At 66.8% G+C, this 24,567-nt stretch carries 15 protein-coding genes and 1 other RNA gene; 9 read left to right on the forward strand and 7 right to left on the reverse strand.

Annotation, left to right across the window (positions count from 1 at the left end; all coding sequences use genetic code 11):
• Window positions 1-156: 156 nt before the first annotated feature.
• Together gltB and ACCQ07_RS00190 are read right to left on the reverse strand one after the other, a co-directional pair.
• A complete protein-coding gene (gltB, locus tag ACCQ07_RS00185) occupies window positions 157-4,629 on the reverse strand; it encodes a glutamate synthase large subunit (protein ID WP_372363669.1) in 4,473 nt (1,490 codons plus the stop codon).
• 202 nt (window positions 4,630-4,831) lie between these two features.
• Window positions 4,832-5,212, reverse strand: a complete 381-nt coding sequence (locus ACCQ07_RS00190) for an I78 family peptidase inhibitor (protein ID WP_011345797.1) — start codon at window positions 5,210-5,212, stop codon at window positions 4,832-4,834.
• A gap of 57 nt (window positions 5,213-5,269) precedes the next feature.
• Between ACCQ07_RS00190 and ACCQ07_RS00195 the strand changes: the two genes are divergently transcribed.
• Window positions 5,270-6,547 (forward strand): DNA topoisomerase IB, encoded by a 1,278-nt coding sequence (locus ACCQ07_RS00195; protein WP_372363670.1) that lies wholly within the window; start codon window positions 5,270-5,272, stop codon window positions 6,545-6,547.
• 217 nt (window positions 6,548-6,764) lie between these two features.
• Here the strand turns inward: ACCQ07_RS00195 and ACCQ07_RS00200 are convergent, their stop codons facing one another.
• On the reverse strand, window positions 6,765-7,109 hold the full coding sequence (locus ACCQ07_RS00200) for a hypothetical protein (RefSeq protein WP_031420473.1): 345 nt from the start codon (window positions 7,107-7,109) through the stop codon (window positions 6,765-6,767).
• Window positions 7,110-7,357: 248 nt separating this feature from the next.
• Here ACCQ07_RS00200 and ACCQ07_RS00205 point away from each other — a divergent pair, with 248 nt between their 5' ends.
• Window positions 7,358-9,757, forward strand: a complete 2,400-nt coding sequence (locus ACCQ07_RS00205; protein WP_372363672.1) for a penicillin acylase family protein — start codon at window positions 7,358-7,360, stop codon at window positions 9,755-9,757.
• A gap of 79 nt (window positions 9,758-9,836) precedes the next feature.
• On the opposite strand, the gene ACCQ07_RS00210 is transcribed toward ACCQ07_RS00205, so the two are convergent.
• Window positions 9,837-10,706 carry an NmrA family NAD(P)-binding protein gene (locus ACCQ07_RS00210; protein WP_372363673.1) on the reverse strand — a complete coding sequence of 290 codons (870 nt, stop codon included), beginning with the start codon at window positions 10,704-10,706 and terminating at the stop codon, window positions 9,837-9,839.
• Between the two features lie 164 nt (window positions 10,707-10,870).
• Here ACCQ07_RS00210 and ACCQ07_RS00215 point away from each other — a divergent pair, with 164 nt between their 5' ends.
• The 3 genes from ACCQ07_RS00215 (at window position 10,871) to ACCQ07_RS00225 (ending at window position 14,079) form a co-directional block, all read left to right on the forward strand.
• A complete protein-coding gene (locus ACCQ07_RS00215) occupies window positions 10,871-11,746 on the forward strand; it encodes a LysR family transcriptional regulator (RefSeq protein WP_014088886.1) in 876 nt (291 codons plus the stop codon).
• A 191-nt stretch (window positions 11,747-11,937) separates the two neighbouring features.
• Window positions 11,938-12,336 carry a BlaI/MecI/CopY family transcriptional regulator gene (locus ACCQ07_RS00220; RefSeq protein ID WP_008572904.1) on the forward strand — a complete coding sequence of 133 codons (399 nt, stop codon included), beginning with the start codon at window positions 11,938-11,940 and terminating at the stop codon, window positions 12,334-12,336.
• Between the two features lie 3 nt (window positions 12,337-12,339).
• Window positions 12,340-14,079 (forward strand): M56 family metallopeptidase, encoded by a 1,740-nt coding sequence (locus tag ACCQ07_RS00225; RefSeq protein WP_031420478.1) that lies wholly within the window; start codon window positions 12,340-12,342, stop codon window positions 14,077-14,079.
• A gap of 320 nt (window positions 14,080-14,399) precedes the next feature.
• Here the strand turns inward: ACCQ07_RS00225 and ACCQ07_RS00230 are convergent.
• Window positions 14,400-14,476, reverse strand: a non-coding RNA gene (locus ACCQ07_RS00230) — sX9 sRNA.
• Between the two features lie 739 nt (window positions 14,477-15,215).
• Between ACCQ07_RS00230 and ACCQ07_RS00235 the strand changes: the two genes are divergently transcribed.
• Window positions 15,216-15,782: a hypothetical protein gene (locus tag ACCQ07_RS00235; RefSeq protein WP_218488963.1), complete on the forward strand. Its 567-nt coding sequence runs from the start codon at window positions 15,216-15,218 to the stop codon at window positions 15,780-15,782.
• 35 nt (window positions 15,783-15,817) lie between these two features.
• Complete coding sequence (locus ACCQ07_RS00240; RefSeq protein ID WP_071117899.1) at window positions 15,818-16,999, forward strand: saccharopine dehydrogenase family protein; 1,182 nt, start codon at window positions 15,818-15,820, stop codon at window positions 16,997-16,999.
• A gap of 138 nt (window positions 17,000-17,137) precedes the next feature.
• Here ACCQ07_RS00240 and ACCQ07_RS00245 read toward each other — a convergent pair whose 3' ends face one another.
• A complete protein-coding gene (locus tag ACCQ07_RS00245) occupies window positions 17,138-17,923 on the reverse strand; it encodes a DUF1868 domain-containing protein (RefSeq protein WP_008574064.1) in 786 nt (261 codons plus the stop codon).
• Between the two features lie 10 nt (window positions 17,924-17,933).
• Window positions 17,934-20,591 carry a TonB-dependent receptor gene (locus ACCQ07_RS00250; protein ID WP_372363674.1) on the reverse strand — a complete coding sequence of 886 codons (2,658 nt, stop codon included), beginning with the start codon at window positions 20,589-20,591 and terminating at the stop codon, window positions 17,934-17,936.
• A 102-nt stretch (window positions 20,592-20,693) separates the two neighbouring features.
• Here ACCQ07_RS00250 and ACCQ07_RS00255 point away from each other — a divergent pair, with 102 nt between their 5' ends.
• Both ACCQ07_RS00255 and avrBs2 read left to right on the forward strand, forming a co-directional pair.
• The gene (locus ACCQ07_RS00255) at window positions 20,694-21,851 is read left to right on the forward strand and encodes an ROK family protein (protein ID WP_071117534.1); all 1,158 of its coding nucleotides are present in this window, start codon (window positions 20,694-20,696) and stop codon (window positions 21,849-21,851) included.
• Window positions 21,852-21,994: 143 nt separating this feature from the next.
• Complete coding sequence (gene avrBs2 / locus ACCQ07_RS00260; protein WP_218557741.1) at window positions 21,995-24,184, forward strand: type III secretion system effector avirulence protein AvrBs2; 2,190 nt, start codon at window positions 21,995-21,997, stop codon at window positions 24,182-24,184.
• Window positions 24,185-24,567: the final 383 nt, after the last annotated feature.

Genomic DNA, 24,567 nt, shown 5'->3' on the forward strand with positions numbered 1-24,567 from the left:
TGGGGATTCGCAACAGCGGGCGACATGGGTCTGACGCAGTGCGAATCTCGAACAGGCAATCTCGATGCGTGAGAGCAGGGAGTGGAGATTCGGACATCGGGATTTGCCAAGGCGACGACAGGTCGCATGGCTTGAGCGAATCCCCAATCCCGTCACTCAGGCGGCACGCCTGAGCGACTCCGTCAGCGACTCGATGCTGGCGGCCTTGGGTTTGACCAGCCAGAACTTGCCGATGTAGTCGCGGAACTCGTCCAGGATCTGCTGCGCCCAGATGCTGCCGGTCAGCTCGCGGTGGCGGCTGATCAGCGTATGCAGATGCTGGCGATGGTTCTCGAAGCCTTCGGCCGAGACGCGGTGGATGTCGATGAGCTCGTGGTTGTAGCGGTCCACGAAGTCGCGTTCGATATCCAGCACGTAGGCCAGGCCACCGGTGAAGCCGGCGCCGAAGTTCAGGCCCACCTTGCCCAGCACCAGCACGATGCCATCGGTCATGTATTCGCAGCAGTGGTCGCCGGCGCCTTCCACCACCGCCAGCGCGCCGGAGTTGCGCACCGCAAAGCGCTCGCCCGCCCGCCCGGCCGCGAACAGCTCGCCGCCGGTGGCGCCGTACAGGCAGGTGTTGCCGACGATCGGCGTGTTGCGTGCCTCGAAGCGCGCGCCGCGCGGCGGACGCACCACCAATCGCCCGCCGGCCATGCCCTTGCCGACGTAGTCGTTGGCTTCGCCTTCCAGCTCCAGCTGCAGGCCACCGGCGTTGAACGCGCCGAAGCTCTGCCCGGCGGTGCCGCGGAAGCGCAGGTTCAAGGGCGCATCGCTCATGCCGTGGTTGCCGTGCGCGCGCGCGATGGCGCCGGACAGGCGTGCGCCGATCGAGCGGTCGGTGTTGTGGATCAGGAAGCGATGGTCGCCACCGCTCTTGTGCGCGATCGCATCGGCGAGCAGGCCATCCATCTGCGTGGCCAGGCTGTCCGGCGATTCGTACAGGCGCTGGGCGGCGCAGTGGCTGCCGTCGTAGCGGGCATGCGTGAGCAGGCGCGAGAGGTCGACCTTGACGCCGGGGCGCGGCGAAACCTCCAGCTGTTCCAGCAGGTCGGTGCGGCCGACGATCTCGTCCAGCGAGCGCACACCCAGGTACGACAGCCACTGGCGCACTTCTTCGGCCAGCAGGCGGAAAAAGTGCTCCACCCGCTCCGGCAGGCCGGTGAAGTAGCCGGCGCGCAGGCGCTCGTCCTGGGTGGCCACGCCGGTGGCGCAGTTGTTGAGGTGGCAGATGCGCAGGTACTTGCAGCCCAGCACGATCATCGGCGCGGTGCCGAAGCCGAAGCTGTCGGCGCCGAGCAGCGCGGCCTTGACCACGTCCAGGCCAGTCTTCAGGCCGCCATCGGTCTGCAGGATGGTGCGCTCGCGCAGATCGTTGGCCACCAGCGCCTGGTGCGACTCGGCCACGCCCAGTTCCCACGGCACGCCGGCATAGCGGATCGAACTGACCGGGCTGGCACCGGTGCCGCCGTCATGGCCGGACACGGTGATCAGGTCGGCGCCGGCCTTGACCACGCCGGCGGCAATCGTGCCGACGCCGGCATGCGCCACCAGCTTCACCGAGACCAGCGCGGTCGGGTTGACCTGCTTGAGGTCGTAGATCAGCTGCGCCAGGTCTTCGATGGAATAGATGTCGTGATGCGGCGGCGGGCTGATCAGGCCGATGCCGGGCTTGGCGTAGCGCAGCCGGGCGATCAGTTCGTTGACCTTGTGGCCGGGCAGCTGGCCGCCCTCGCCGGGCTTGGCGCCCTGGGCGACCTTGATCTGCAGCACCTCGGCATTGACCAGGTATTCCGGGGTCACGCCGAAGCGGCCGGAGGCCACCTGCTTGATCTTGGAGCGCTTCTCGGTGCCGTAGCGGGCCGGATCTTCGCCGCCTTCGCCGGAGTTGCTGCGCCCGCCCAGGCGGTTCATCGCAATGGCCAGCGCTTCGTGCGCCTCGGGCGACAACGCGCCCAGGCTGATGGCGGCGCTGTCGAAGCGCCGCAGCACATCTTCGGCCGGGGCCACCTGATCCAGTGGCGTCGGGGTGTCGGCACGCTTGAGCTGCACCAGGTCGCGCAGCGTGGAGGCCGGGCGCGCATGCACCGCGTCCACGTACTTCTGCCAGTCGCCGGCATCGCCGGTGCGGGTGGCACGCTGCAGCGTCATGACCACGTCGGGGTTGTACATGTGGTACTCGCCGCCGTGCACGTACTTCAGCAGCCCGCCCACTTCCGGCTTGAGCTGGTCGTTCCAGGCGCGCACGGTCAGCTCGCGCGCCTCGGTGTCCAGCCGTGCCAGATCCACGCCGCCGATACGCGCCGGGGTGTCGGCAAAGCACAGGTCCACCACGTCCGGGTCCAGCCCGACGATCTCGAACAGCTGCGCACCGCGATAGCTGGCGATGGTGCAGATGCCCATCTTGGAGATGATCTTGGACAGGCCCTTGTAGATGCCTTTGCGATAGCGGCGGCCGATCTGCGACTGCTCGCCACCCTTGCTCAGCTGCAGGATGCCGCGCCGACCCAGGTCGAACAGCGTCTGGTAGGCCAGGTACGGATACACCGCGGTGGCGCCGACGCCGAGCAGGCAGGCCATGTGGTGCGGGTCGCGCGCGGTGCCGGTCTCGATGATCAGGTTGACGTCGCAGCGCAGGCCCACCTTGCACAGGTGGTGATGCACCGCGCCGGTGGCCAGCAGCGCATGCGCCATCGGCCGGTCCGGCACCGGGTAACGGTCCGACAGCAGCAGCATCACCGCGCCGTCGCGCGCGGCGGCTTCCACCTCCTGGCAGATGCGCTCCAGCCCGGCCTTGAGGCCTTCTTCCAGGCTGTAGGACAGGTCGATCAGGCGGTTGCGCTCGACGTACTGCTCCATCTTCAGCAGCTGGCGCAGCTTGCGCTGGCTGAGCACCGGCGAGTTGAGGATGACGTGGTTCACCGTCTCCGCACCGGCGTGGAAGATATTGGTCTCCTTGCCGAGCTGGGTGGTGAGCGACATCGCGATGCCTTCGCGCAGCGGGTCGATCGGCGGGTTGGTGACCTGCGCGAACGCCTGGCGGAAGTAGTCGTACAGCGGCCGGGTCTGACGGCTGAGCACCGCCATCGGGGTGTCGTCGCCCATCGAGCCGGTGGCTTCCTGCTCGGTCTCGGCCAGCGGGCGCAGCACCTGTTCCACTTCCTCGGTGCTGAGCTGGAACAACTTGTGATAGCTGCGCAGGGTCTGTTCGCTGAAAGGTTCTTCCACCAGCGAGGGGTCGATCAATTCGGTCTGCAGGTAGGTCACGCCCTGCTGCAGCCATTGCTTGTACGGCGCGCGCGCGCGGTTGATGCGGTCGATGGCATCGGAATCGAGCAGGTCGCCGCGCTTGAGGTCGATGGCCATCATCTCGCCCGGGCCCAGCTTGCCCTTGCGGGTGATGCGCTCGGCCGGCAATTCCCACACGCCGGCCTCGGAGGCGACCAGGAAGTGGCGGTCGGAGGTCAGCATCCAGCGCGCCGGGCGCAGGCCGTTGCGGTCGAGCATGCAGGCCGCGTAGCGGCCATCGCAGGCGACGATGCCGGCCGGGCCGTCCCACGGTTCGGTGTTGAGGCCGTAGAACTCGTAGAACGCCGCCAGGTCGGCGTCCTTGAACTCCAGCGACTGGGTCGCCGGCGGCACCAGGATGCGCAGCGCCTGCAGCAGGTCCATGCCACCGGCGATCAGCAGCTCCAGCATGTTGTCCAGGCTCTGCGAATCGGAGCCATGCATGGAGATCACCGGATCGAATTCGGCAATGTCGAAGCGCGGGGTCTGCCACACCTTGCTGCGCGCCTGCGCCCAGCGGCGATTGCCTTCGATCGTATTGATCTCGCCATTGTGGGCGAGCAGCCGGAACGGATGCGCCAGCGGCCAGCGCGGCAGCGTGTTGGTGGAAAAGCGCTGGTGGAAGACAATCGCGCTGGAGGCCAGGTCGCTGCGCTGCAGGTCCGGGTAGAAGGTGCTCAGCTTGTCCGGCAGCACCATGCCCTTGTAGCTGATGCCATTGGGCGAAAGGGTGGTGACGTAGAAGTCCGGCACGCCCTGCAGCTGCTGCTCGGCGCGACGGCGCGCCAGGAACAGCGCCAGGGTAAAGCCGTCTTCGGTCTGCTCCGCACCGGCATCGACAAACACCTGCTCGATGCGCGGCAAGGTGTCGCGCGCCAGCTGGCCGCACACGCTGTCGTCGGTGGGCACCACGCGCCAGCCGCGCAGCTGCACGCCGGCGGCCTGCAGCTGCGCTTCCAGTTCGGCGCGACATCGTGCGGCGTCGGCCTCGTCCAGCGGCAGGAACACCACGCCGGCCGCGTAGCGCGTGCCCAGGGGGATGCCGGCATCGCGCGCGAGCCCGCGCAGGAACGCATCGGGTTTGCGAATCAGCAGGCCGCAGCCATCGCCGGTGAGCCCGTCGGCGGCGACACCGCCGCGGTGGGTCATGCGCGAGAGCGCCGCAATCGCGGTATCCACCAGCGCGCGGGAGGGTTGGTCGTCCAACTGGGCGACCATGCCAAAACCACACGCGTCGCGCTCGTCGCGCACGCTGTTGTAGAGACCGTCGTCGTTGAGCCCTTGGCGAGTGCGGGGGGCCATGTCTGCCTCTTTGCGATCTTAGGAGAGCGGCGACGACGTCGCAGCGCTCGATCCGTGGAGCGTTCGAAGAGGTCACCGGATGATCGACTAGACCACAGTTGATGCGGTGCCGCAATACACCGTTACAGCTGCAACGAGAACCGCTGCAACCCCTTGTGCCAGCAGGCTTGGCGCCGGTCTTGCGACAGGCGCCAAGGCCGTCTCAGCCGCAGCGCACCGAGGTGATCACGTTCTTGGCGTCCACTTCCAGATTGAGCCGTTCGCCATTGAATTCCATGGTGGTCATCTGGCCGGGTTTGAGCACACGCACCGACTTGGCGCCGGCATCGCTGCGTGCCTGTTCGCCCACCGCATCGGTCAACGGCTGGCCCACCAGCGATTGCACCTGGGTGGCATCGCAAGTGCCGATCGGCGGCGCTTCCGGCGCTGCATCCGGTGCGGGCGCAGCGGCTTGTTCGGCCGCGTGCTGGGCCTTGGCGGTGACGGCTTCCTGCTCATCGGGTTGCGGTTTGTTGCAGGCAGTCAATGCAGCCAGCATCACCAGGGTGCAGGTCAGGCGAGCAACAGGTAGAACAGCGCGCATCGATCACTCCAGCAAAGGGGGGATGCCCAAGCATAAGCACAAAGTCACGCGACGGGCATGGCTTGCGCACACGGCGTTGTCGTAGCGTTGACGCAGCCTAGTCTTGCTGCGGCCAACAATCGCGGCCAGTCCCTCGACCTGTGCGCAATGAAAGCCAAACGTGTTGTTCGCAATGCCGCAGTCGCCGTCAGTACCGCCGGCAAGCTCGCGGCGGTCGCCACCGGCGCCGCCGTCGCCACGGCCGCTGTGGCAAGCGCAGCCGCTGTGGCGCAGGCCAAGGCGACCGCGCGTGCGGCCGGGCTGACCTATGTCAACGACCAACAGCCCGGCATCAGTCGCCGCAAGGCCGGCAAGAGCTTCAGTTACCGCGATGCCGACGGGCAACGCATCGCCGATGCCGACACCTTGCAGCGCATCCGTTCGCTGGCGATTCCGCCGGCCTATACCGACGTGTGGATCTGCGCCAAGCCCAATGGCCACCTGCAGGCGACCGGGCGCGATGCGCGGCGGCGCAAGCAATACCGCTATCACGCCGACTGGGCGCAGGTCCGCGGCGAAGGCAAGTTCGAACGCGTGATCGCCTTCGGCACTGCGCTGCCCAAGTTGCGGCGGCGGTTGCGTCGCGATCTGGTGCTGCCGGGATTCCCGCGCGAAAAGGTGCTGGCGATCGTGGTGGCGTTGCTGGCCGACACCCTGGTACGCGTCGGCAATGCCGAATACGCGCGCAGCAATCGCTCGTACGGGCTGACCACGCTGCGCAACCGGCACATGGAATTTCTGAAGGGCGGACGCGCGCGGCTGAAATTCCGCGGCAAGAGCGGCCAGGATCACGATATCGAAGTGGACGACAAGCAACTGGTCAAACTGATCCGGCAATGCCAGCAGCTGCCGGGGCAGTCGCTGTTCCAGTACCGCGACGACGACGGCCAGTTGCAGCCGGTGGATTCGGGCGAGGTCAACGACTATCTGCGCGAGGCGATGGGCGAAGACTTCACCGCCAAGGATTTCCGCACCTGGGGCGGCACATTGGCCGCGCTGCAACGCCTGGCCCGGCTGCCGCTGCCGGAGCGCAGCAGCGAACGTGCGCTCAAGCAAGTGCAGAACGATGTCATCCGCGAAGTGGCCGATGCCTTGGGCAATACGCCCTCGGTGTGTCGCAAGGCCTACATCGACCCATGCGTCTTCGAAGGCTGGCGTGCGGGCCAGCTGCAGGCCATGGCCACCGGTGTGCGTGGCGAGCGCCAGTGGGAAGCGGCCACGCTGAAGTTTTTGAGCGCTTCGCGCAGGAGGCTCAAGACGCAGACGACGTCTGCGGCAAGGCGCAAGTCGGCGTAAGCGCCCGAGGCTGACACGCCACGGCATTCGTCACAGCCAGGGTGTCGGCGTGTGCGGGCATCACGTACCGCGCGCACGCCGGTTCCTGCGCGTCGCTCATGTCCGCCTGGCGACGATCAGCGACGCGGTGTCAACCATTCCAGGTGGCCGCCTCGGGACGCAGACAGCAGCGAGTGCCGTACCGAATCCCGAATTTCGATTCCCGAATCCCGAATCCTCAGCCGCAATAGATGGCCGTGATGCTGTTGTTCGGGCCGGTTTCGATGGTGAGCTGATCGCCGCCGCTTTCGCTGGCGCCCTGGGCCGGGTCGGCCAGGCCGCTGGCGGTGGTGCCGCCGCTGGCGCGCTCGCCGCGGCGCACGATGACGCGCTGGCTGTCGCTATCCACGCGTGCACGTTCGATGGTCTGCGCGGCCGCCGCCAGACCCACCGCACCACGCACCTTGTCGCTATGGCACTGGCCGGAGATGGCGCCGTCGATGGGCTGCACCTGCGCCACCTGGTTGGAGGCACAGGCCGACAACAACGCAGCGGCAGCGAGTGGGGCGAGGATACGGATCATCGGGAAGCTCCAGGGCAAGAATGCCGCAAGCGTGAAGGTGGCGTTGTCGGGATGGCATGAAGATGCTGCGCGGCACCGTGTCAGAGACGGGCCTCACCCGTGTCTGCCGGTGATCGTCAGCGCGCCGGACACGCTGCGCCAACGCTGGGCTACCTGGATTCGCTTGCCAATCCAGTGTTTCCGGACAGCGCCTCGCCCAGCAGCGCGAGAGGTGCAGACTCCTGCTTCCAACCCAGACGATCAGTAGCATGACCATCAAACCGCTGCTGCTTGCATTCGTTGCCTGCGCGGCGCTGCCGCCTTCGGTTGCACGTGCAGCGCCCGCGCCCAGCCAAGCCACCATGACGGTGGCAGGTCTCCAACGGCCGGCGCAGATCCGCGTGGACAGGTGGGGCCTGGCACATATCTACGCGCAGACCGACGACGACGCGTTCTTCGTGCAGGGTTTCAATGTGGCGCGAGACCGTTTGTTTCAGCTGGATCTACTTCGCCGCAAAGGGCTGGGCCATCTCTCCGATGCGTTCGGGCCAACCTATGTGGAACAGGACCGTGCCGCGCGGCTGTTTCTGTATCGCGGCGACATGGCACAGGAATGGAGCAGTTACGGGCCCACTGCCCGGCACGACGTGGGCCGATTCGTCGCCGGCATCAATGCGTATATCGCATGGCTGGACAGTCACCCGCAGGCACTGCCCTACGAATTCGACAAGCTGGGGTATCGCCCCGAACGCTGGGCGCCGGAGGATGTGCTGCGCATCCGCACCACCGGCCTGAGCCGCAATGTCAAAAGCGAAGTGGCGCGTGCGAACGTCGCCTGCAAGGCCTCGCTGGCTGTCGATGCGATACGCCTGAGACTGCAGCCGGCCTGGACCACCACGCTGCCGGACGGGCTGGACCCGTGTCTGCCGAAAGACGTGCTGAAGGTCTACGAGCTGGCGACGCAAAGCCCCAAGCTGAGCGCAAGCACGCAACTTGCGGCAATCGCATCGACGTCATCGGCCATTGACGAGGACGCCTCTGCCGAAGGCAGCAACAACTGGGTCATCGCGTCGCAGAAATCCGCGACCGGTCACGCGGTGCTGGCGGACGACCCGCATCGGGCCTACAACGTGCCCAGTCTTCGCTACTTCGTGCATCTCAACAGCCCTGGTCTGGACATCATCGGTGCCGGCGAGCCCACCGCGCCTGGCATCGCGATCGGGCATAACCGAACCAGCGCGTTCGGCCTGACCATCTTCAACATCGATCAGGAAGATCTGTACGTGTATCGGTTGCGTCCAGACGACAACGCGGCGTACTGGTACCAGGGCAAATGGGAGCCGCTGCGCAGCGAGCACGAACAGATCGCCGTGCGCGGCGCCGCGCCGGTGACAACAGAGCTGCAATTCACCCGTCACGGGCCGGTGATCTATGTCGATGTCGAAAAACATGTGGCGTATGCGCTGCGGTCGGTATGGAGCCAGCCCGGCGCGGCGCCCTATCTGGGCTCGCTACGCTACCTGCGCAGCAACGCGTTCGTGCAGTTCAAGGCCGCACTCGCCCATTGGGGAGCGCCGTCGGTCAACCAGGTCTATGCAGATGTCGGCGGAACCATCGGCTGGGCCACCGCCGGCATGACCCCGCGCCGCGATCACGGCGATGGATTGCTGCCCGTGCCCGGCGATGGCCGCTACGAATGGAACGGCTTCTGGGACAGCACGGTGTTGCCCTGGTCGAAGAATCCCAAAGCCGGCTTCATCACCACCTCCAACGAGATGAACCTGCCCGCCGGCTACCCGGTTGCGCAGCGCAAACTCGGCTTCGAGTGGGCCAATGAGGCTCGCCATGCCCGCATCACCCAGGTGCTCTCGCAGCTGCCCAAGGTGACGCTGGAGGATTCGGAAAAACTGCAGAACGATCAGGTCTCGTTGCCCGCGCAACGCCTGGCCGCATTGTTGCGACCGCTGCGTTCGCAGGACCCTGATATCAGCGCCGCACTGGCGCTGCTGCGGCCATGGAATGGCGAGGTCAGCGCCGCGTCGCCCGCCGCAGCGCTGGAAGAGGTCTGGTTCAGTCGCTATCTGGGCAATGCATACAAAGCGTTGCGATTACAGCCGTCGGAGGCCGACAGCTTCGGCGCGCCCGATGCCGCGGCCATGCTGGATGCGCTGGAACATCCCGGCGCCGCGTTCGGCGCAACGCCGGCCGCACGCCGCGACCAGTTGCTGCTGCAGTCGTTGCGCAGTGCGTACCAGGCGCTTGTCTCGCTGCAAGGCCCCGATGCCTCGCAGTGGCAATGGGGCAAACTGCATACCAACAAGATCTCGCATGCGATGAGCGCGGTGGCCGGGGCCGATCGCGCGCTGCTTGATGTCGGCCCGTTCGCCAAGGGCGGCAGCCCTTATACGCCGAATCAGTCCAGCTACGACCCTGCCGATTTTCGCCAGACGATCGGTCCTTCTGCACGATTGATCATCGACCTGGGCAATTGGGATAACTCTCGCGCCATGAATTACCCCGGCCAGTCCGGCGACCCGGCCAGCCCGCATTATCGCGACCTCGCACCGCTATGGCTCAAGGGACGCTATTTCCCGCTGCTGTACACGCGCGCTGCGGTAGATGCGGCAACCGAACAGATCTTCGACCTGGTGCCTGCGCAGGCGCACTAACGCAATCGCGAACCGACCTGACGCCGCGCACATCGCGTAGCAAGCGCGAGAATCCCCGCGTTTGCTACGCCGCCTGCGCTCACGCCGGCGCAGTCGCCTCGCGCACGAAGGCTTCATAGGTGCGCAGCGGACGTCCCAGCAGCGCCTGCAACTGCGCCACCGTGCCCTCTGCCGCGTGCATCCCCAGGCGCTGGATGCCGGCCATCATCAGGCGCATGTCATAGGCCAGCCACGACGGGCCGTACGCCGCCAGCTGTGCTTCGAAGGCGGCCACGTCATCGCCGGCGTAGGCGATCTCGCGCCCAAGCGCTGCGCTCCAGACCTTGGCCGCATCCACCCCGGTCAGTGCCTGCGGGCCGACCAAGTCGAGCGTGACGCGTGGCAACGGACCGTCTGCACGGTCGCGGCGCAGCAGCTCGACCACTGCGATATCGGCGATGTCGCGCGCATCGATCATCGCGATGCCCTGTGCGCCGATCGGCATCGGGTAGAGGCCGTATTCGGTGATCGTCTGCTGCGCCATGCCTTCGTTCTGCATGAAGTACGCCGGCCGCAGGATCGTTGCCGGAATTTCCAGGCTTTCGATCATGCGCTCGACGGTGTGCTTGCCGGTGAAGTGCGGCACGTTGGTGTACGTGTCGGCATGGATCACCGACAGATACACGATGCGCTCGATGCCGGCTTCCTTGGCCAGATTCAATGCGATCAGCGCCTGGGTCACTTCGTCGGGGGTGACCGCATTCAACAGGAACAGCGTGCGCACCGATGCCAGTGCGGCGCGCATCGATGCGACGTCGGTGAGGTCGGCCACCACTTCGGTGACACCTGCCGGAAAGGAGCGCTTGCCTTGCTGGCGGACCAGCGCCTTGACCTGCGCGCCGGCGTCGGCAAGGCCTTGGGTGACCAGGGAACCGACGGTGCCGGTGGCACCGGTGACGAGAATGCTCATGGTGAATCTCCTGCGTTGGATGGACGGTTGGATCGGAGCGAAGCGGCCGGTGCGGTGGTGCTGCTGCCGGTGCGGCCGCCTGGTGGGTGGGGCAACGATATGCCGTTGCACTGCCAGTACGAAGACGCCAGGATGTAGACATCCCGTTTCAGATGTGGAACAGCATGGACCTCAATGCCCTGATCGATTTCTCGCTGGTGGCCGCCAACCAGGGGCTGGGCAAGGCCAGCCGCGCGAGCGGCAGATCGAAGGCGACCTTGTCGCGGCGCATCACCGAGCTGGAGGAACAGCTGGGGGTGCGCCTGGTCGAGCGCAGTGCCCGTGGACTCAAGCTCACCGAGGCAGGACAGCAGTTGATGGAGCGCACCCAGGTGCCGCTGAGCGAGGTGGCCGAGGCGATGACAGCCGCGCGCGAGGGGTTGTCATCGCCGCGCGGCCGCTTGCGCGTGGCGTCCCCGGTGTTGTTCTCCCAACTGGCGATGGGGCACATCGGCGCCGACTTCTGTGCGGCCTATCCGGAGATCACGCTGGAGGTGGTGGCCGAGGACCGCACGGTCGATCTGATGGAAGAGCAGTTCGATGTCGCCATCCGCATCAACCCAAGCCCGGACAGCCGCCTGGTCGGGCGTTGCTTTGCCAAGGACCGGTTGGTGGTGGTGGCCGCACCGTCCATCGCCATGCCGTCTGGCGATGCGGTGCATCCGGTGCCCGGCGTGGTGATGTCCAGCTTCGAGCCCACGACCTGGACGCTGGATGGTGGGCGCCTGGTCCTGGAGCCGATTCCGCGGATGCGGTTTTCCTCGTTCCTGATGGTGCGCGATGCGGTGATTGCCGGTGGCGGCGTTGCGTTGATTCCGCAGTCGATCGCGTGGCAGCAACTCGCCCGCGGCCAATTGCTGCAGTGGGGAACGATCTCCGGCGTGGCGCCGGCGTTGTGGGTATTGCACACCTCCCGGCGCCTGGCAGCGCCGAAGGTACGCGCCTTCGTGGATTTCATCTGCGCCCGCTATCCGGACGCGTCGTTGGTGTTGAAGGGGTAGGGCGGTGGCGCGGTTCTGTTGAACGTGCGCCAGGTCCGCCAGCACGTGGCGAGCTTCTGCGCGCAAGCGGTTGCCCGTGCCATCGGGCCTTGGCAAAGGCACACAGACGCCACGGCCACCCACACGTCCCCCTGCCATCCGACCTATTGACTACAGCTGTCGTCAGGCCTACGGTAGCGACAACTGTAGTCATGGAGAGCGCCATGCGCGGCAAGACCATCGGGGACCAGGAGCTGGCCCTGCTGCAATACATCGAAGAACAGCGGCATGCCAGCGTGGGCGAAGTGGCGGGGGCGTTCGGCGAGCCGCGCGGGCTCGCCCGCTCCACCGTGCTGACCATGATGGAGCGGCTGCGGGCCAAGGGCTTCCTGCGCCGCAAGCAGGTCGAGGGTGTGTACCGCTACAGCGCCACCGCCGGCCAGGACGATGTGGTGCGCGGGGCAGTGGGGCAGTTCGTCGAGAAGACCCTGCAGGGCTCGGTGTCGCCGTTCGTGGCGTGGATGTCGCAACGCGCCGAAGTCAGCGATACCGAACTGGCCGAACTCGAAGCATTGGTTGCCAAGCTGCAATCGCAGCGCAAGGAGGATTGAGTCATGTCGCCCCTGATCGAAGCGGTGTTATGGAAGCTTGGCGCCACCAGCGTGCAGACCGCGGTGCTGGTGTTGGTGGTATGGGCGCTGTGCCGCGGCGTGCGCCGCCTGCCGGCAGCCACGCAGACCTGGTTGTGGTGGCTGGTGGGCGTGCAGGCCGTGGTGGGCCTGGTGTGGAGCAACCCGGTGCAGTTGCCGGTGCTGCCGGCGCACAGCGTGACCACGGCGCTGGGCTCGGCCGACAGCCTGGCGCCACTGGCAAACGCCACCGCCGCGGCATCCACGGCCGCGCATGCAGGCGTCACCGCGCAGGCCATGCAGGTTGGCGCGTGGTCGACCTGGCCGGTGGCATTGCTGGCACTGTGGGCGGCCGGCGTGCTGGTGCTGGCCGCCGGCACGGCGCGCGCCTATCTGCGCAGCCGTGCATTGGTGCGCGCCGCGCAGCCCTGCAACGACCGCGCCCTGGTGCAGGCGTTGCAGATGGCTGCTGAAGCGCATGGCTTGTCGCGCCCGCCGGCGCTGCGGTTGTCGGCGCAGATCGATTCGCCCCAGTTGATCGGCCCGTGGCAACCGGTGTTGCTGTTGCCCGCTGCACGCTTGCCGCACATGGCCGATGACGATCTGGACATGGCACTGACCCATGAACTGATCCATCTGCGTCGTGGCGATCTGTGGTGGGGCTTGCTGCCGGCGCTGGCGCAGCACCTGTTCTTCTTCCACCCGCTGGTGCATCTGGCCGCGCGCGAATATGCAATCGCCCGCGAAGCCGCCTGCGATGCCGCCGTGGTCGCCGGGCACCGCCATTGCCGCCACGACTACGGCCGCTTGTTGCTGCAACTGGGTGTGGCGCCGCGCCCGCGCGGTGGCGTGGCAAGTGCCTCGCCTTCGTTCATCAGCTTGAAGCGCAGGCTGTCGATGTTGCAGGACACCCACGCGTTTCCGCGGCTGGCTGCCGCGATGATTCTGGCCGCGGTGGCGGTCTGCGGTGTGCTGCCGCTGCGCCTGGTGGCCATGCCGGTGCCGGCACCGGTGACGTCTGCCGGCATGCAGCCGGTCGTGGTGACGGCCCCGGCAGCGCCGCGTGCACAGGTCAGCAGCACGGCGGAGCCTGCCGACGCCGCAGCGCCGATGCGCGCGTTGCCGGCGCTGCCAGCTGCGCCGGCGCAAGTGGCCGCCCCTGCCACGCACGGTGTCATCGCCGATGTGCTGGGCGCCGAACCGCTGCATGACGAGGACGCAGACCCGATAGACAGCGGCTGGAATCTCGACCTGGACCGCATCCGCCGCGATGCCAGCCGTGACGCGCAAGCCGCCGTGCACGATGCGCTCGCTGCCGACAACCACGACCTTGAACTGCAGCAAGACCGCATGCAGGCCGCGCAGGACGCATTGCAGGACGCACGCGAACAACTGGCCTCGCTAGGCCCGGAACTGGCGCAGGCCAAACAGGAAGCGCAACAGCAAGCGCGGCAAGCCGAGCAGCAGATTCGCGAAATGACGCAACAGCATCGTCAGGCGCAATACGCGTATGCGGCCGCGGTGCGCCAGGCGGACGCGCTGTCGCGGCACCAGGTCGAAATGGCCAAGCAGGCCGCTCTTCAGGGCCGCGCCGAGGCCGAACGTGGGCAACGGGAAGCGGCGCAAGCGCAACGCGAGGCAGCGCAAGCGCAGGTCGAGGCCGAAAAAGCGCAAGCAGAGGCAGACCAAGCGCAAGCAGAAGCAGAGCGGGCGAAGAACAACTAGGCGCGATCGACCAGACCGCTGCGCTCACCGTCAGGGGCGCATGGTCGGTACCAGCAGTTGGCATGCACCACGTGCAGGTTCGGGAACGCATTGCTTCTTGGCGCGCGCATTACGCCAGCCGATCGCCATCGCCGACAGCTGTTCGCACCGGTTTGCCGGCTGCCGCAGCGGTCCAGTAGGGAGAACCAGCGCGGCTCGCGGTAGACCGCACGTTACCGCGGCGATGGGGTTCCGTTGGCCACGGAGCAGCAACGCATGGCGTGCAGCCCGCTGCACATCCGGCCGTGCACGGCCGGCACACGTGCGGCCGCAGTAACAGCGGAGAACAGAGCGTCGCGAGCAGTCGTCGGGTGGGCGTGGCCAGCGCGATCGGAATCGCAGTGTAGGCGCGGTACATGCCATTTCAGAGCACCGCCCGGCACCCACCGGGCGGTGAGTGGAGTCACCTTTCGCTGCTTTTCGGCGCAGGTCCCGACGCCAAGCAGCGGCCGGCGCACTGCATTGGCATCGCCTGGGTAACGGCAGCACCTGCATCACCACGGGCCCGCCACAGCCCGGTACTCCTGCATCACGACGCTGCAGCGTCGGCAACGCCGTGGCCGCGTGATCGCTGTTTCCATCCGCCTGCGTGCCCTGCGCAGGCGGCACTCAACTCGCTGTGCCTTTCGTGGAGATCTCACATGATCCAGACCACTTCCCCCGTGCTGTGCCTGCGTTCGGCGTTGCTGTTGGCCCTTGCCGCAGTTGCCGGCAGCGCGGCCATCGCACACGCCTCTGCCGTGCCTGCAGTTGCCGGTGTGCGCAGCTCACCTGCTGCACCGGTATTTGCTGGTTCTGCTGCGTCAGCAACAACGCAGCTTGCATCCATTGCCGATGTCTTGCCTGTGGATGGCATTGCAACGGTTGCGCCAGTCACACCGGAGAGTACCGTTGCGCGAACCGCGCCGGTTGTCGCGGCACGGCGCGCGCCTGCGATCGCTTCGCTAGCGCCGGCCGCCTCGATGACGCCTGCGCTTGCCGTCGCCGGTGCCCGGACGGCACCAGCAGCGCCCGCTGCGCCTGCCATTTCTCCAGCGCCACCGGTCGCTCCCGCTGCACCGACTGCAGTTACTGTGCCGGCACGGCCGCGCATGGGCATGCCGACATCCTGCGGCCATGCCATTGCAAACACGCAGAGCCAAGGCGATGCCTACGTGCTGATACATGGCGATCGCGAAGTGATGCACGGCACGCCCGATGATCTGCAGACGGCGCGCCGCTACGCTGGCGATGGAAGACGGGTGTTGTGGTTTCGCGCCGATGGCAAGCAGTACCTGGTGCGCGACCCGACGTTGCTCCATCAGCTGGCCGTGGCGCATCTGCGCAGCCGGCAATTGGCCGACGCGCAAGCCGGGTTGGCCGCACGTCAGCAGGCCTTGAGCGAACGGCAGGCCGCACTCGCCGCGCAGCTGTCTGCGCATGCCGCGCCGCGCCTGCTGCAGGCCTCGACACGCACCGCATCGGCCACGACCTCCACCTCGGCGCAGCCGCCTGCAACCCCCGATGCGCTGCAGGCGTTGTCCAGGCAGCAACAGGCACTGGCGCAACGGCAGGCCGAGTTGGCGAGCAAGCAGGCCGGTGCATCCCGCCTGGCCACGCAGCAGGCATTGAAGGTATTGCGCGAAGCACTGAGAAGCGGGCGCGCGACGCGTATCGACGGTTAGTGGCAGAGTGCCCTCGCGCAACAGCACAAGCGCAGATGACGGTGCGCTCGCCGATACTGTGCACAGACACAGGCGGCGGGCAGGCCATGACGTATCGGGTAGTGGTGTTGGGCGGCTTCGGTCATTTCGGCGCACGCATCGTGCGTGCGCTGGCGGCAACGGCGCAGATCCATGTCATCGCGGCAGGGCGGCATCCGGGCGATGTCGCGACCAAATGGCCGGGTGCCGCACCCGGTCGCATCTCCACCTGTCGCCTGGATATCGATGCCAGCGACTTCCCTGCGCAGCTGGCGGCCACCGGTGCCGATGCGGTGGTGCATACCGCCGGGCCGTTCCAGGGACAGGAGTACGCGGTGGCCCGCTGTTGCCTGCAGGCCGGCATGCACTACATCGATCTGGCCGATGGCCGCGCCTTCGTCCGCGATTTCCCCGCGGCGATGGATGCCGCCGCGCGGCAGGCCCAGCGCGTGGCGATCAGCGGCGCCAGTACCTTGCCGGCGTTGTCCAGCGCGGTGATCGATGCGCTGTTGCCGCGCTTTTCGGCATTGCACGAGATCGGCATCGTCATCGCGCCCGCACAGGGCACGCCATTGGGCCTGGCCACGGTGCGTGCGGTGCTGTCGTATTGCGGCACGCCCTTCCACTGGTGGCACGCCGGCCGCTGGCAGCAGGTGGTGGGCTGGGCGCGCCCCACGCGCGTGCACTTCGCGCAGCTCGCCCCACGCCTGGCCTCGCCGTGCGATGTGCCCGATCACGACCTGTTGCCGCAGCGCTATCCCGGCGTGCAGACCGTGCAATTTCGTGCGGCGCTGGAAGTGCCGTTCCTGCAGCGCTGCCTGGCCGGCGTCGCCTGGCTACGTCGACGCGGCGTGCCGCTACCGATGCAGCGCCTGGCCGATGTGTTTGCCAACGCCGGGCGCTGGTTCGACCGCTTCGGCACCGATCTGGGCGGCATGCGCGTGGAGCTGCGCGGCACCTGCGATGGCACGGACGGGGCAAGCCGCCCGCTGGTGCTGCACTGGGACCTCACCGCCGCGATGCTGCACGGCCCGGAAATTCCGTGTTTCGCCGCGGTCTTGCTGATACGCAAACTTGCCGCCGGGCATCGGTTGCCGATCGGTGCGCATGCCTGCATGGGGCTGCTGACGCTGGCCGAGTTCGAGCAGGAGTGTGCCGCGTGGCAGATGACCACGGCGGTGACGCAAGCGCACCGGTAGCGGGCGATGCGCAAGACGAGCGCAGCGCCAGGCCTTTGCCGAGCACGCCAGGCAGAAAACCAAGCGCTCTGCGCGCGGCGGGGAGTTCTGAAACCACGTGGCCGGCGCACATCGCTGCGCCGCCGACTCCACGCAACCTCAGACCTCTTGCACCGTGCGAAACGCGTCCATGTCGTTGAACGTACAAAAATGAAAGCGTGGCACCGTGATCGGCCCCGCGGCTGCCAGCTGTGTGAGCCAGCCGCGCACCGCGGAGCGATACGCCGTCTGTTCTGCCGCATCCAGCGTGTCGCACAGGTAGGCCAGCGAAATATGAAACTGGAAGTTGGTGTAGTCGGGGCGCTGCAAACGTGTCAGTTGCATCAGCGCCTGGCGCGCAGCTTCCAGGCGCTGCGCGGTTTGCGTGTCGGCCGGCTTCAACGGAATCAGCAGATTGTCGTTATTGCCGGTCCTGGCTGCGGTGGGGTTGACCAGAAAGCGGCAAGCGCCCAGCGGCGGCGCGGCGCGCTCCTTCAACCGCGCCAGATAGGCCGCGTTGATATCTGCCAAGGCATGGTCGCGCGGCAGATCGCTCGGCCAGGGCCCACGCGCGCGATCGATCTCGTTGACCCCGCCCAACAAGGTCACGTGGTAGCTGCTCGGCGGCAGCACGGCGAACTTGTGGGCAAAGCGCTGCTCGGGGAATTGGCGGTAGATGTTCAGCACGCGGTCGAAGCTGTCGTAGCCATCGCCCTGTTGTTCCAGATGACCCACGAAGGTATTGCCGGCAAACGGCATCGGCCGTCGCGAGCGCAGAAACTTGCGGCCCACATCCGAGGGCGGTGGCGTCATGGCCGGTGTGGCGAGACTGGTGGCCAGCAGCGAGGTGCCGGCGGCAGCCATCAGGCGACGGCGGCTGATGCGTGTGTCCAGAAACGACGACATGGGAAAACCCTCAGAGTTTGACGTTGACGCCGAGCATCACGGTAGGTGCCATTTTCCAGGCCGATTGCACGTATTCCTGGTGGCGGCCGATGCGGTATTCGTAGCCCTGGCCGGTCAGGTTGAGCACATCCAGGCTCACTGCCACTGCCGGCGAGACATCCCAGGCCAGTTTCAGGTCGAGACGGTCCAGCGGCTGTTGGTAGCGGTTGCGATAAAACTCCTGCTGGTTGCTGTAGTTGGGGTAGCGGTCGTCCCACAGCTCGCCGGTACGGCTCCAGGCCAGGGTGCTGCGCAGCGGCCCACGGGCGTAGTTCAGGGTCAGATTCCACAGCTGCTTGGGCTGCTGCGGCAGCACCGACAAGGTGGTGCGGCTGCCATCGCCGAGCACCACCGGGTAGTCCACGTCCAGGAAGGTGACATTGGCACCGACCGACAGCCCGGCCAGCGCGGGCAGCCACGGGCCCAGTTCCTTGATCGCGCCAAGTTCGGCGCCGCGCATGCGGACCGGCCGGTCGGTATTGCGCGGTTGGGTGACCAGCACCTGCTCGCCGTCGATGCTCTGCAGCTGGCCGTAACGGAAAATCTCGTTGTCGATGGTCTTGTGGAACAGCGCGATCGACAGCAGGCTGCCACCGTCGTCGAACGTCCAGTCGTGGCCAAGGTCCAGATTCTGCGAGCGACGCGGCTGCAGGTCCGGGTTGCCCTGGTTGAGCGTGGGCGGGTTGCTGCCCAGCGTGAGCACGCCGCCGTTCAACGCCATCTGGTCCAGGCGCGGTCGCCCGATCGAGCGCGAGGCGCCGAAGCGTAACGTGCCGTTGGCACTGGTCTGCACCTGGCCGGCCAGCGATGGCAACCAGTTGCGGTAGGTGCGTTGCGCACTGACAGGCGCCCAGACGGTGCCGCTCAATTGCTGGCCGCTGCTGCCGAAGCGGGTCTGCTCCAGGCGCACGCCGCCGGCCAACCGCCAGCGCTCGCCGCGCCACTGTGCTTGTGCAAAGCCGGCGCGCACCTGCTCATCCACGCTGTAGGTGCCGCTGTTCTGCGCGGTGATGTCCGCCACGCCGCGCGCCTGGCCGGACACCGCATCCCAGCGCGCGTCGGCCAGGTCCGGGTCGATGATCAACATGGGCCCATTGCAACCCAGGGCGCAGGTGGGGTTGCCCAGCACATCGGCCAGCGAATAAGGCAACCCGCTCCAGGTCGTGCGCTGGAACGCGGTCTGCATGTGCGTGCGCACCTGTCGCAGGCCAAAGGCCAGTCCCAGCCCCTGGCTGTCTTCGTCCATGTTGCGACGGAGCTCCAGTTGCAGGTCGCTCACCCGTTCGGCGTAGGTCGTGCGCTCCTGCTGGTGGTTGAGGTTGGCGTAACGGGTCGGGTCGTCGGCCAGGGCCGGGTCCAGGGCCGTGAATGCCGGCAGGGTGCCATTCCAATCGAAGCCGTAAGCCAGGCCATTCTGCTGGAAGCGGTCCCAGGTCTGCGGGTTGTCCACCGTGGCGCGCGAGGTGCTTGCGCGCAGCGCGCCGCGCCACTGGTCAGGCAGCTCGGCCAGCAATTCGCCGTTGATGCCGGACAGCCCGCGCTTCCAGCGCAGCTGCCCCAACTCGACGAGCTGGTTGAGATTGTCCAGCGTGCCGCTTTGCGGGCCGCTGCGGGTCAGGCGCGCGCTGTTCTGCACCTGGGCGACCTGGGCATTGCGGTCGGAAGATTCGTGCTGGTCGAACGTGTAGCCGGACACATGGCCGCTGAGCGGACCATCCGGCTGCCAATCCACGCGTGCGGTCACGCTGCGCCGTTCGCGGGTGTTGTCGTAGTTGTACCAGCGCCGTTCGCTGGGCACCGCCGCGCCGGTGCCGCCATAGGCCGAAGACGCGCGCGTGCCGTCGGCGTTGTACCAATTGAGGGCGCCGCCATTTTCCTGCTGCGGCACCGAAATCTCACGGCGCCAGACACTGGCCGCCCCCAAAAACGCGAACTGGCCGTCACGCCCGAAGCGCTTGCCCCATTTCAGCTCGCCTTCGCCCACCGGCGTGCGGCCGCCATAGCGGCTTCCCATGAGGTTGGCGCCGCCCTTGGCCGAGGCGGTCAGCAGGCCGTCGGGCCGGGCAAAGCCGGTGGCGGTGACCAGATTGGTGACACCACCGATCGCGCCGCCATCGTTCTCCGGCAGCAGCGACTTCACCACATCGATGCGGTCCACGAAGTTGGCCGGCAGCACATCCATCAGCGCCTGGCGGCTACCGATGTCGTTGCTGGCGAAGGCAAAGCCGTCGATCAGCATGCTGTTGTAGTTGCCGTTGAGGCCGCGCACCGTCACATAGCGTGGTTCGCCCTGGTACTCGACCGTGCTCACGCCGGTGACCCGGCGCAGCGCATCGCCCACATTGAAGTCCGGCAATTGCCCGATGCTGTCGGCGGCGACCGAATCGACGATGGTGGGCGCCGCCTGCTTGGTGGCGATGGCGCGCGTGTTCTGCGACTGGAACGGGTTGCGCACCTGCACCGCGTCCAGGGTCAGCGCGTCGCCTCCGCCGGACATGTCGGCTGCGGTGGCGTGCGAAGGAAGCCAGCCGATCAAGGCCAGCCCCAGCGCAAGCGACAGCGCATGCGGAGGCTGTGGCCAAGACGGGGCAATGCGAGTGGGGCGGGAAGGGGGATGCAACAGGCGCATGGCACGATATCAACGTCGGTGGCCCCAACGCAGGGCCGCGGACGGATTAAATTAAGCTGCTTAATTAAAGCAATTATGACAACGACGGACGTTTCGCCCTGCATGCCCTCTTTGTTCGCAAACGCAGCCATTCGTTCGCATTACCGCCGCCGCAGCGATGGGCAGGCCGCCGGTTCCAGCGAGCGCCTGCTGCTGGATCTGATCCGCAGGGCAGGGCAATTCGAGCGTGCGGATCTGCCGCGCGCCAGCGGGCTCAGCGTGCCCGGCATCAAGGGCATCGTCGACCCGCTGGTGGCGCACGGCCTGCTGCAGCTGCGGCCCTCGTTGCGGCGTGGCCGTGGCCAACCCAGCGCGCAGGTGAGCCTGGTGCCGGGGTATGCATACAGCGTGGGGGTGTCGGTGATGGTCGATGGCTTTGCGGTGGTGCTGATCGACTTCGCCGGCCAGGTCCGCGGCATGCGCCAGCTCACGGCCTTCCCGCTGACGCTGGCGGTGGTGCGTGCACAACTGCCGACCCTGGTGGAGGCGCTGCTAACGGCGGCCGGCGTGGATCGGCAGCATGTGTTCGGCGTCGGTCTGAGCATGACCGGCCCGCGCATCGGCGACGGCACCCGGGTCAATCCGCCCTTGTCGCTGGCAGCGGAATGGATGCAGGTGGAGCTGGACCGGTTTGTCGCCGATTGCCTGCAGCTACCGGTCTGGATGGACAACGACGCCCATTGCGCCGCCCTGGCCGAGGCCGTGTACGGCATTGGCCGCCAATCGCCGGACCTGGTGTATCTGTCGATCTCCGACGGCTTTGCTGCCGGCGTGATTGCAGCCGGCAACGTGCGCCGCGGCGCGCACGGCAATGTGGGCGAACTGGGGCGCATCTCGGCCATCACCGGCATGGCCCGGCCAACCCTGGAAAGCCTGCGCCAGGCGCTGGCCGCCGATGGCCACGCGCTGCCGGACCTGCACACCATGCTGCAGCACTACGATGCGGCCTGGCCGCAGATCGATGCGTGGCTGGATGCAGTGGAGCCGACAGTGACGCTTGCGGTGGCGGCGATCATTGCGTTGATCGATCCGCGTGTGATTGTTTTTGGCGCGCGGCTGCCCACCGATCTTGCGCAACGGCTGATCGCCCGCATCGCCTTCGAACCTGCGCCGCGGCGTGGCGTTGCATTGCCGTATCCCACGCTGCAGGTCGGGCAGGTGACGGCGCATGCCACCGTGCTGGGCGCGGCCATGCTGCCGTTCAAGGAAACGCTGTTCTAGCGCACCGCATGCGCGGCGATATACGCGCCAAGTGCTGGGCAACGCGTCCAAACAATGCCTGCGCCGCACGCCTGCCAACGCGCGCAACGCAGGCATCGTTTCGCATCCGGGCGGTACTTTTCGCCTAATTTGCCAATTGTCATATGCCACGCGCTTTACTGGCCGCCCGCCGCGTTTTCGAGGTCATCATGCGTATCGGTCCTCTGCAACCTTCTATCGCGCACACTGCCGCGCCGGCACTACCGACGCACACCAGTGCGATCAGCCCGACGCAGGTGCCGCACATGCCGGGCAACACTCCGCCACTGCGAGAAAGGCCGCGTCGCCGCGCCACCAATATGCCCCCGCTGGTGCCGTTGAACGACAGCGCGATGACCGGCAAGCCGGCCCTGGTGGCGCTCGACAGCGAATTCTCAGAGCAGCGTCTGGCCGAAGTGCAGGCGCGCCAGATCACCGTGCAGACCCTGCAAGCCAAGCTTGCCACGCATCTTGCGCAGGCCGGCACGGCGCTCAAACCCGACAGCATTGCCGCACGCTTTGCCGCCGGCACACTGGAGCCGGTGTATCTGGATACCGCCGCCTTCAATGCCATGTCGCGCGGGCTGCCCGCACGCGCACGTGCGGCCGCAGGCCCGGTGCTGATCGATGCACAACAAGGTCGCATCATCTTCAATCTGCAGCGCGCGTTTGCGCCTGGCGACACCTTCAGCGACCCGGCGCTTGCCGCGCTTGGCAAGCAGTTGAATCTCTCCGGCCACGGGCTGGCAACGCCGAACTGGCTGCAGCCTGCCGCAGGCACGCCGGGGCGGCGCAAGCTGCAGCAAGCCGCGCGCTACCACGGCCACGAGGTGCCGGCCCGCGACGGTGGCGCCGGGTTCTTCAAGGCCAACGACCATCGCCTGCTGGAAGGCAAGCAAGTGCTGTTGCGCAATCATCAAAAGTCGCTCGTGCACAACCACTACTTCGAAGCACCCAGCACGCGTGCGTTCGGAAAGGACGTCATGGTGCATCGCGGGCTGTTCGATAATCACGCCGGCATTCCGGAAAACTCCCTGGCGTCCATCGATCATGCCTACGAGCAGGGCTACCGCAATCTGGAGCTGGACGTCGAAGTCAGTTCCGATGGCGTGCCGGTGTTGATGCACGATTTCAGCATCGGCCGCATGGCAGGCGACCCGCAGAACCGATTGGTGTCGCAGGTGCCGTTTGCCGAGCTGCGTGAGATGCCGTTGGTGATTCGCAACCCGGCTAACGGAAACTACGTCAAGACCGACCAGACCATCGCCGGTGTGGAGCAGATGCTGGAGCACGTGCTCAAAAAGCCCGAGCCGATGTCGGTGGCGCTGGACTGCAAGGAAAATACCGGCGAAGCGGTGGCGATGCTGCTGATGCGCCGGCCGGACCTGCGCAAGGCTGCGGCGATCAAGGTCTATGCCAAGTACTACACGGGCGGCTTTGACCAATTCCTGTCCAATTTGTACAAGCACTACCAGATCAACCCGTTGCACTCGCAGGATGCGCCGCGCCGCGCCGCGCTGGATCGCCTGCTGGCCAAGATCAACGTGGTGCCGGTCTTGAGCCAGGGCATGTTGAACGACGAACGCTTGCGCGGCTTCTTTCAAAGCAATGAGCAGGGCGCCGCCGGGCTCGCAGACACCGCAATGCAGTGGCTGGACAGCTGGACCAAGATGCGCCCGGTGATCGTGGAGGCGGTGGCCACCGACGACAGCGATGCCGGCAAGGCCATGGAAATGGCTCGGACGCGGATGCGCCAGCCGGACTCGGCCTACGCGAAGGCCGCGTATTCGGTGAGCTACCGGTATGAGGACTTTTCCGTGCCGCGCGCCAATCAAGACAAGGATTACTACGTTTACCGCAACTTCGGTGAACTCCAAAAGCTCACCAACGAGGAATTCGGCGTCAAGCGCACCACGGCCGGCGCGTTTCGCGACGATGGCGAAAGCCTGTTGACCGATCAGCCCGAGGCCGAATTGCTCGCCATCCTGGAAAACCGCACGCTGGCCCGGGGCCATACCGGCAATGAACTCGACGTGCCGCCGGAAACGCCCATCGATATCAACCGGGACGCCGAGATCGTAAAGCAGCGAACCCAGCAATTTCAGGCCAGCTCCATCCCCGCCGACCCGAATCACATCGCCGCGGTTCGCGAAGGCAAGCAACACGATCACACCGTAGACATGGTCAATGACCCTGCAGCAACGCGTGCGCTGGACAAGCGCGCCAAAGCGCTTGGTTTGCTGACCGACAAATACCGTGGCGCGCCTGTGACCCACTATCTCAATGAGCAGGCCAGGCAGACCGAGACGGATTGACCTTCCAAGCTCACCGCTTCGGTTGGCAGGTTGAGCACTTGGGGCGGCATGCAGACGCCCAAGCCACGCTCGGCAGCGTCAGGGATTGCGAGAGATCACGCGCCTGCACCGGCAAGCCGGCGCCGGGAGCGGTGGGGCGGCCGATCAGCCGCGTTGCAGTGCCCTGCGTGCAGGTGCCGCGGCGTGCGCCGCCGCGTTACCTGCATACGCATCCGACGTTGCCTCCCATCGATTCATCGGTGGAGGCGACTGCGTGGCCTGATCGGAATGACCCGCAGCCGCCTGCGGTGCGCCATCACGGCGTTGCATGTCGTCCACCGCAAGCATCCACCCATGGCTGGCGCGCCACGTGGCTCAACACGCCGCAATGAATGGCCGGACGG

It is taken from the genome of Xanthomonas sp. NCPPB 3583 (assembly GCF_041475715.2).
Taxonomy (GTDB): Bacteria; Pseudomonadota; Gammaproteobacteria; order Xanthomonadales; family Xanthomonadaceae; genus Xanthomonas; species Xanthomonas euvesicatoria.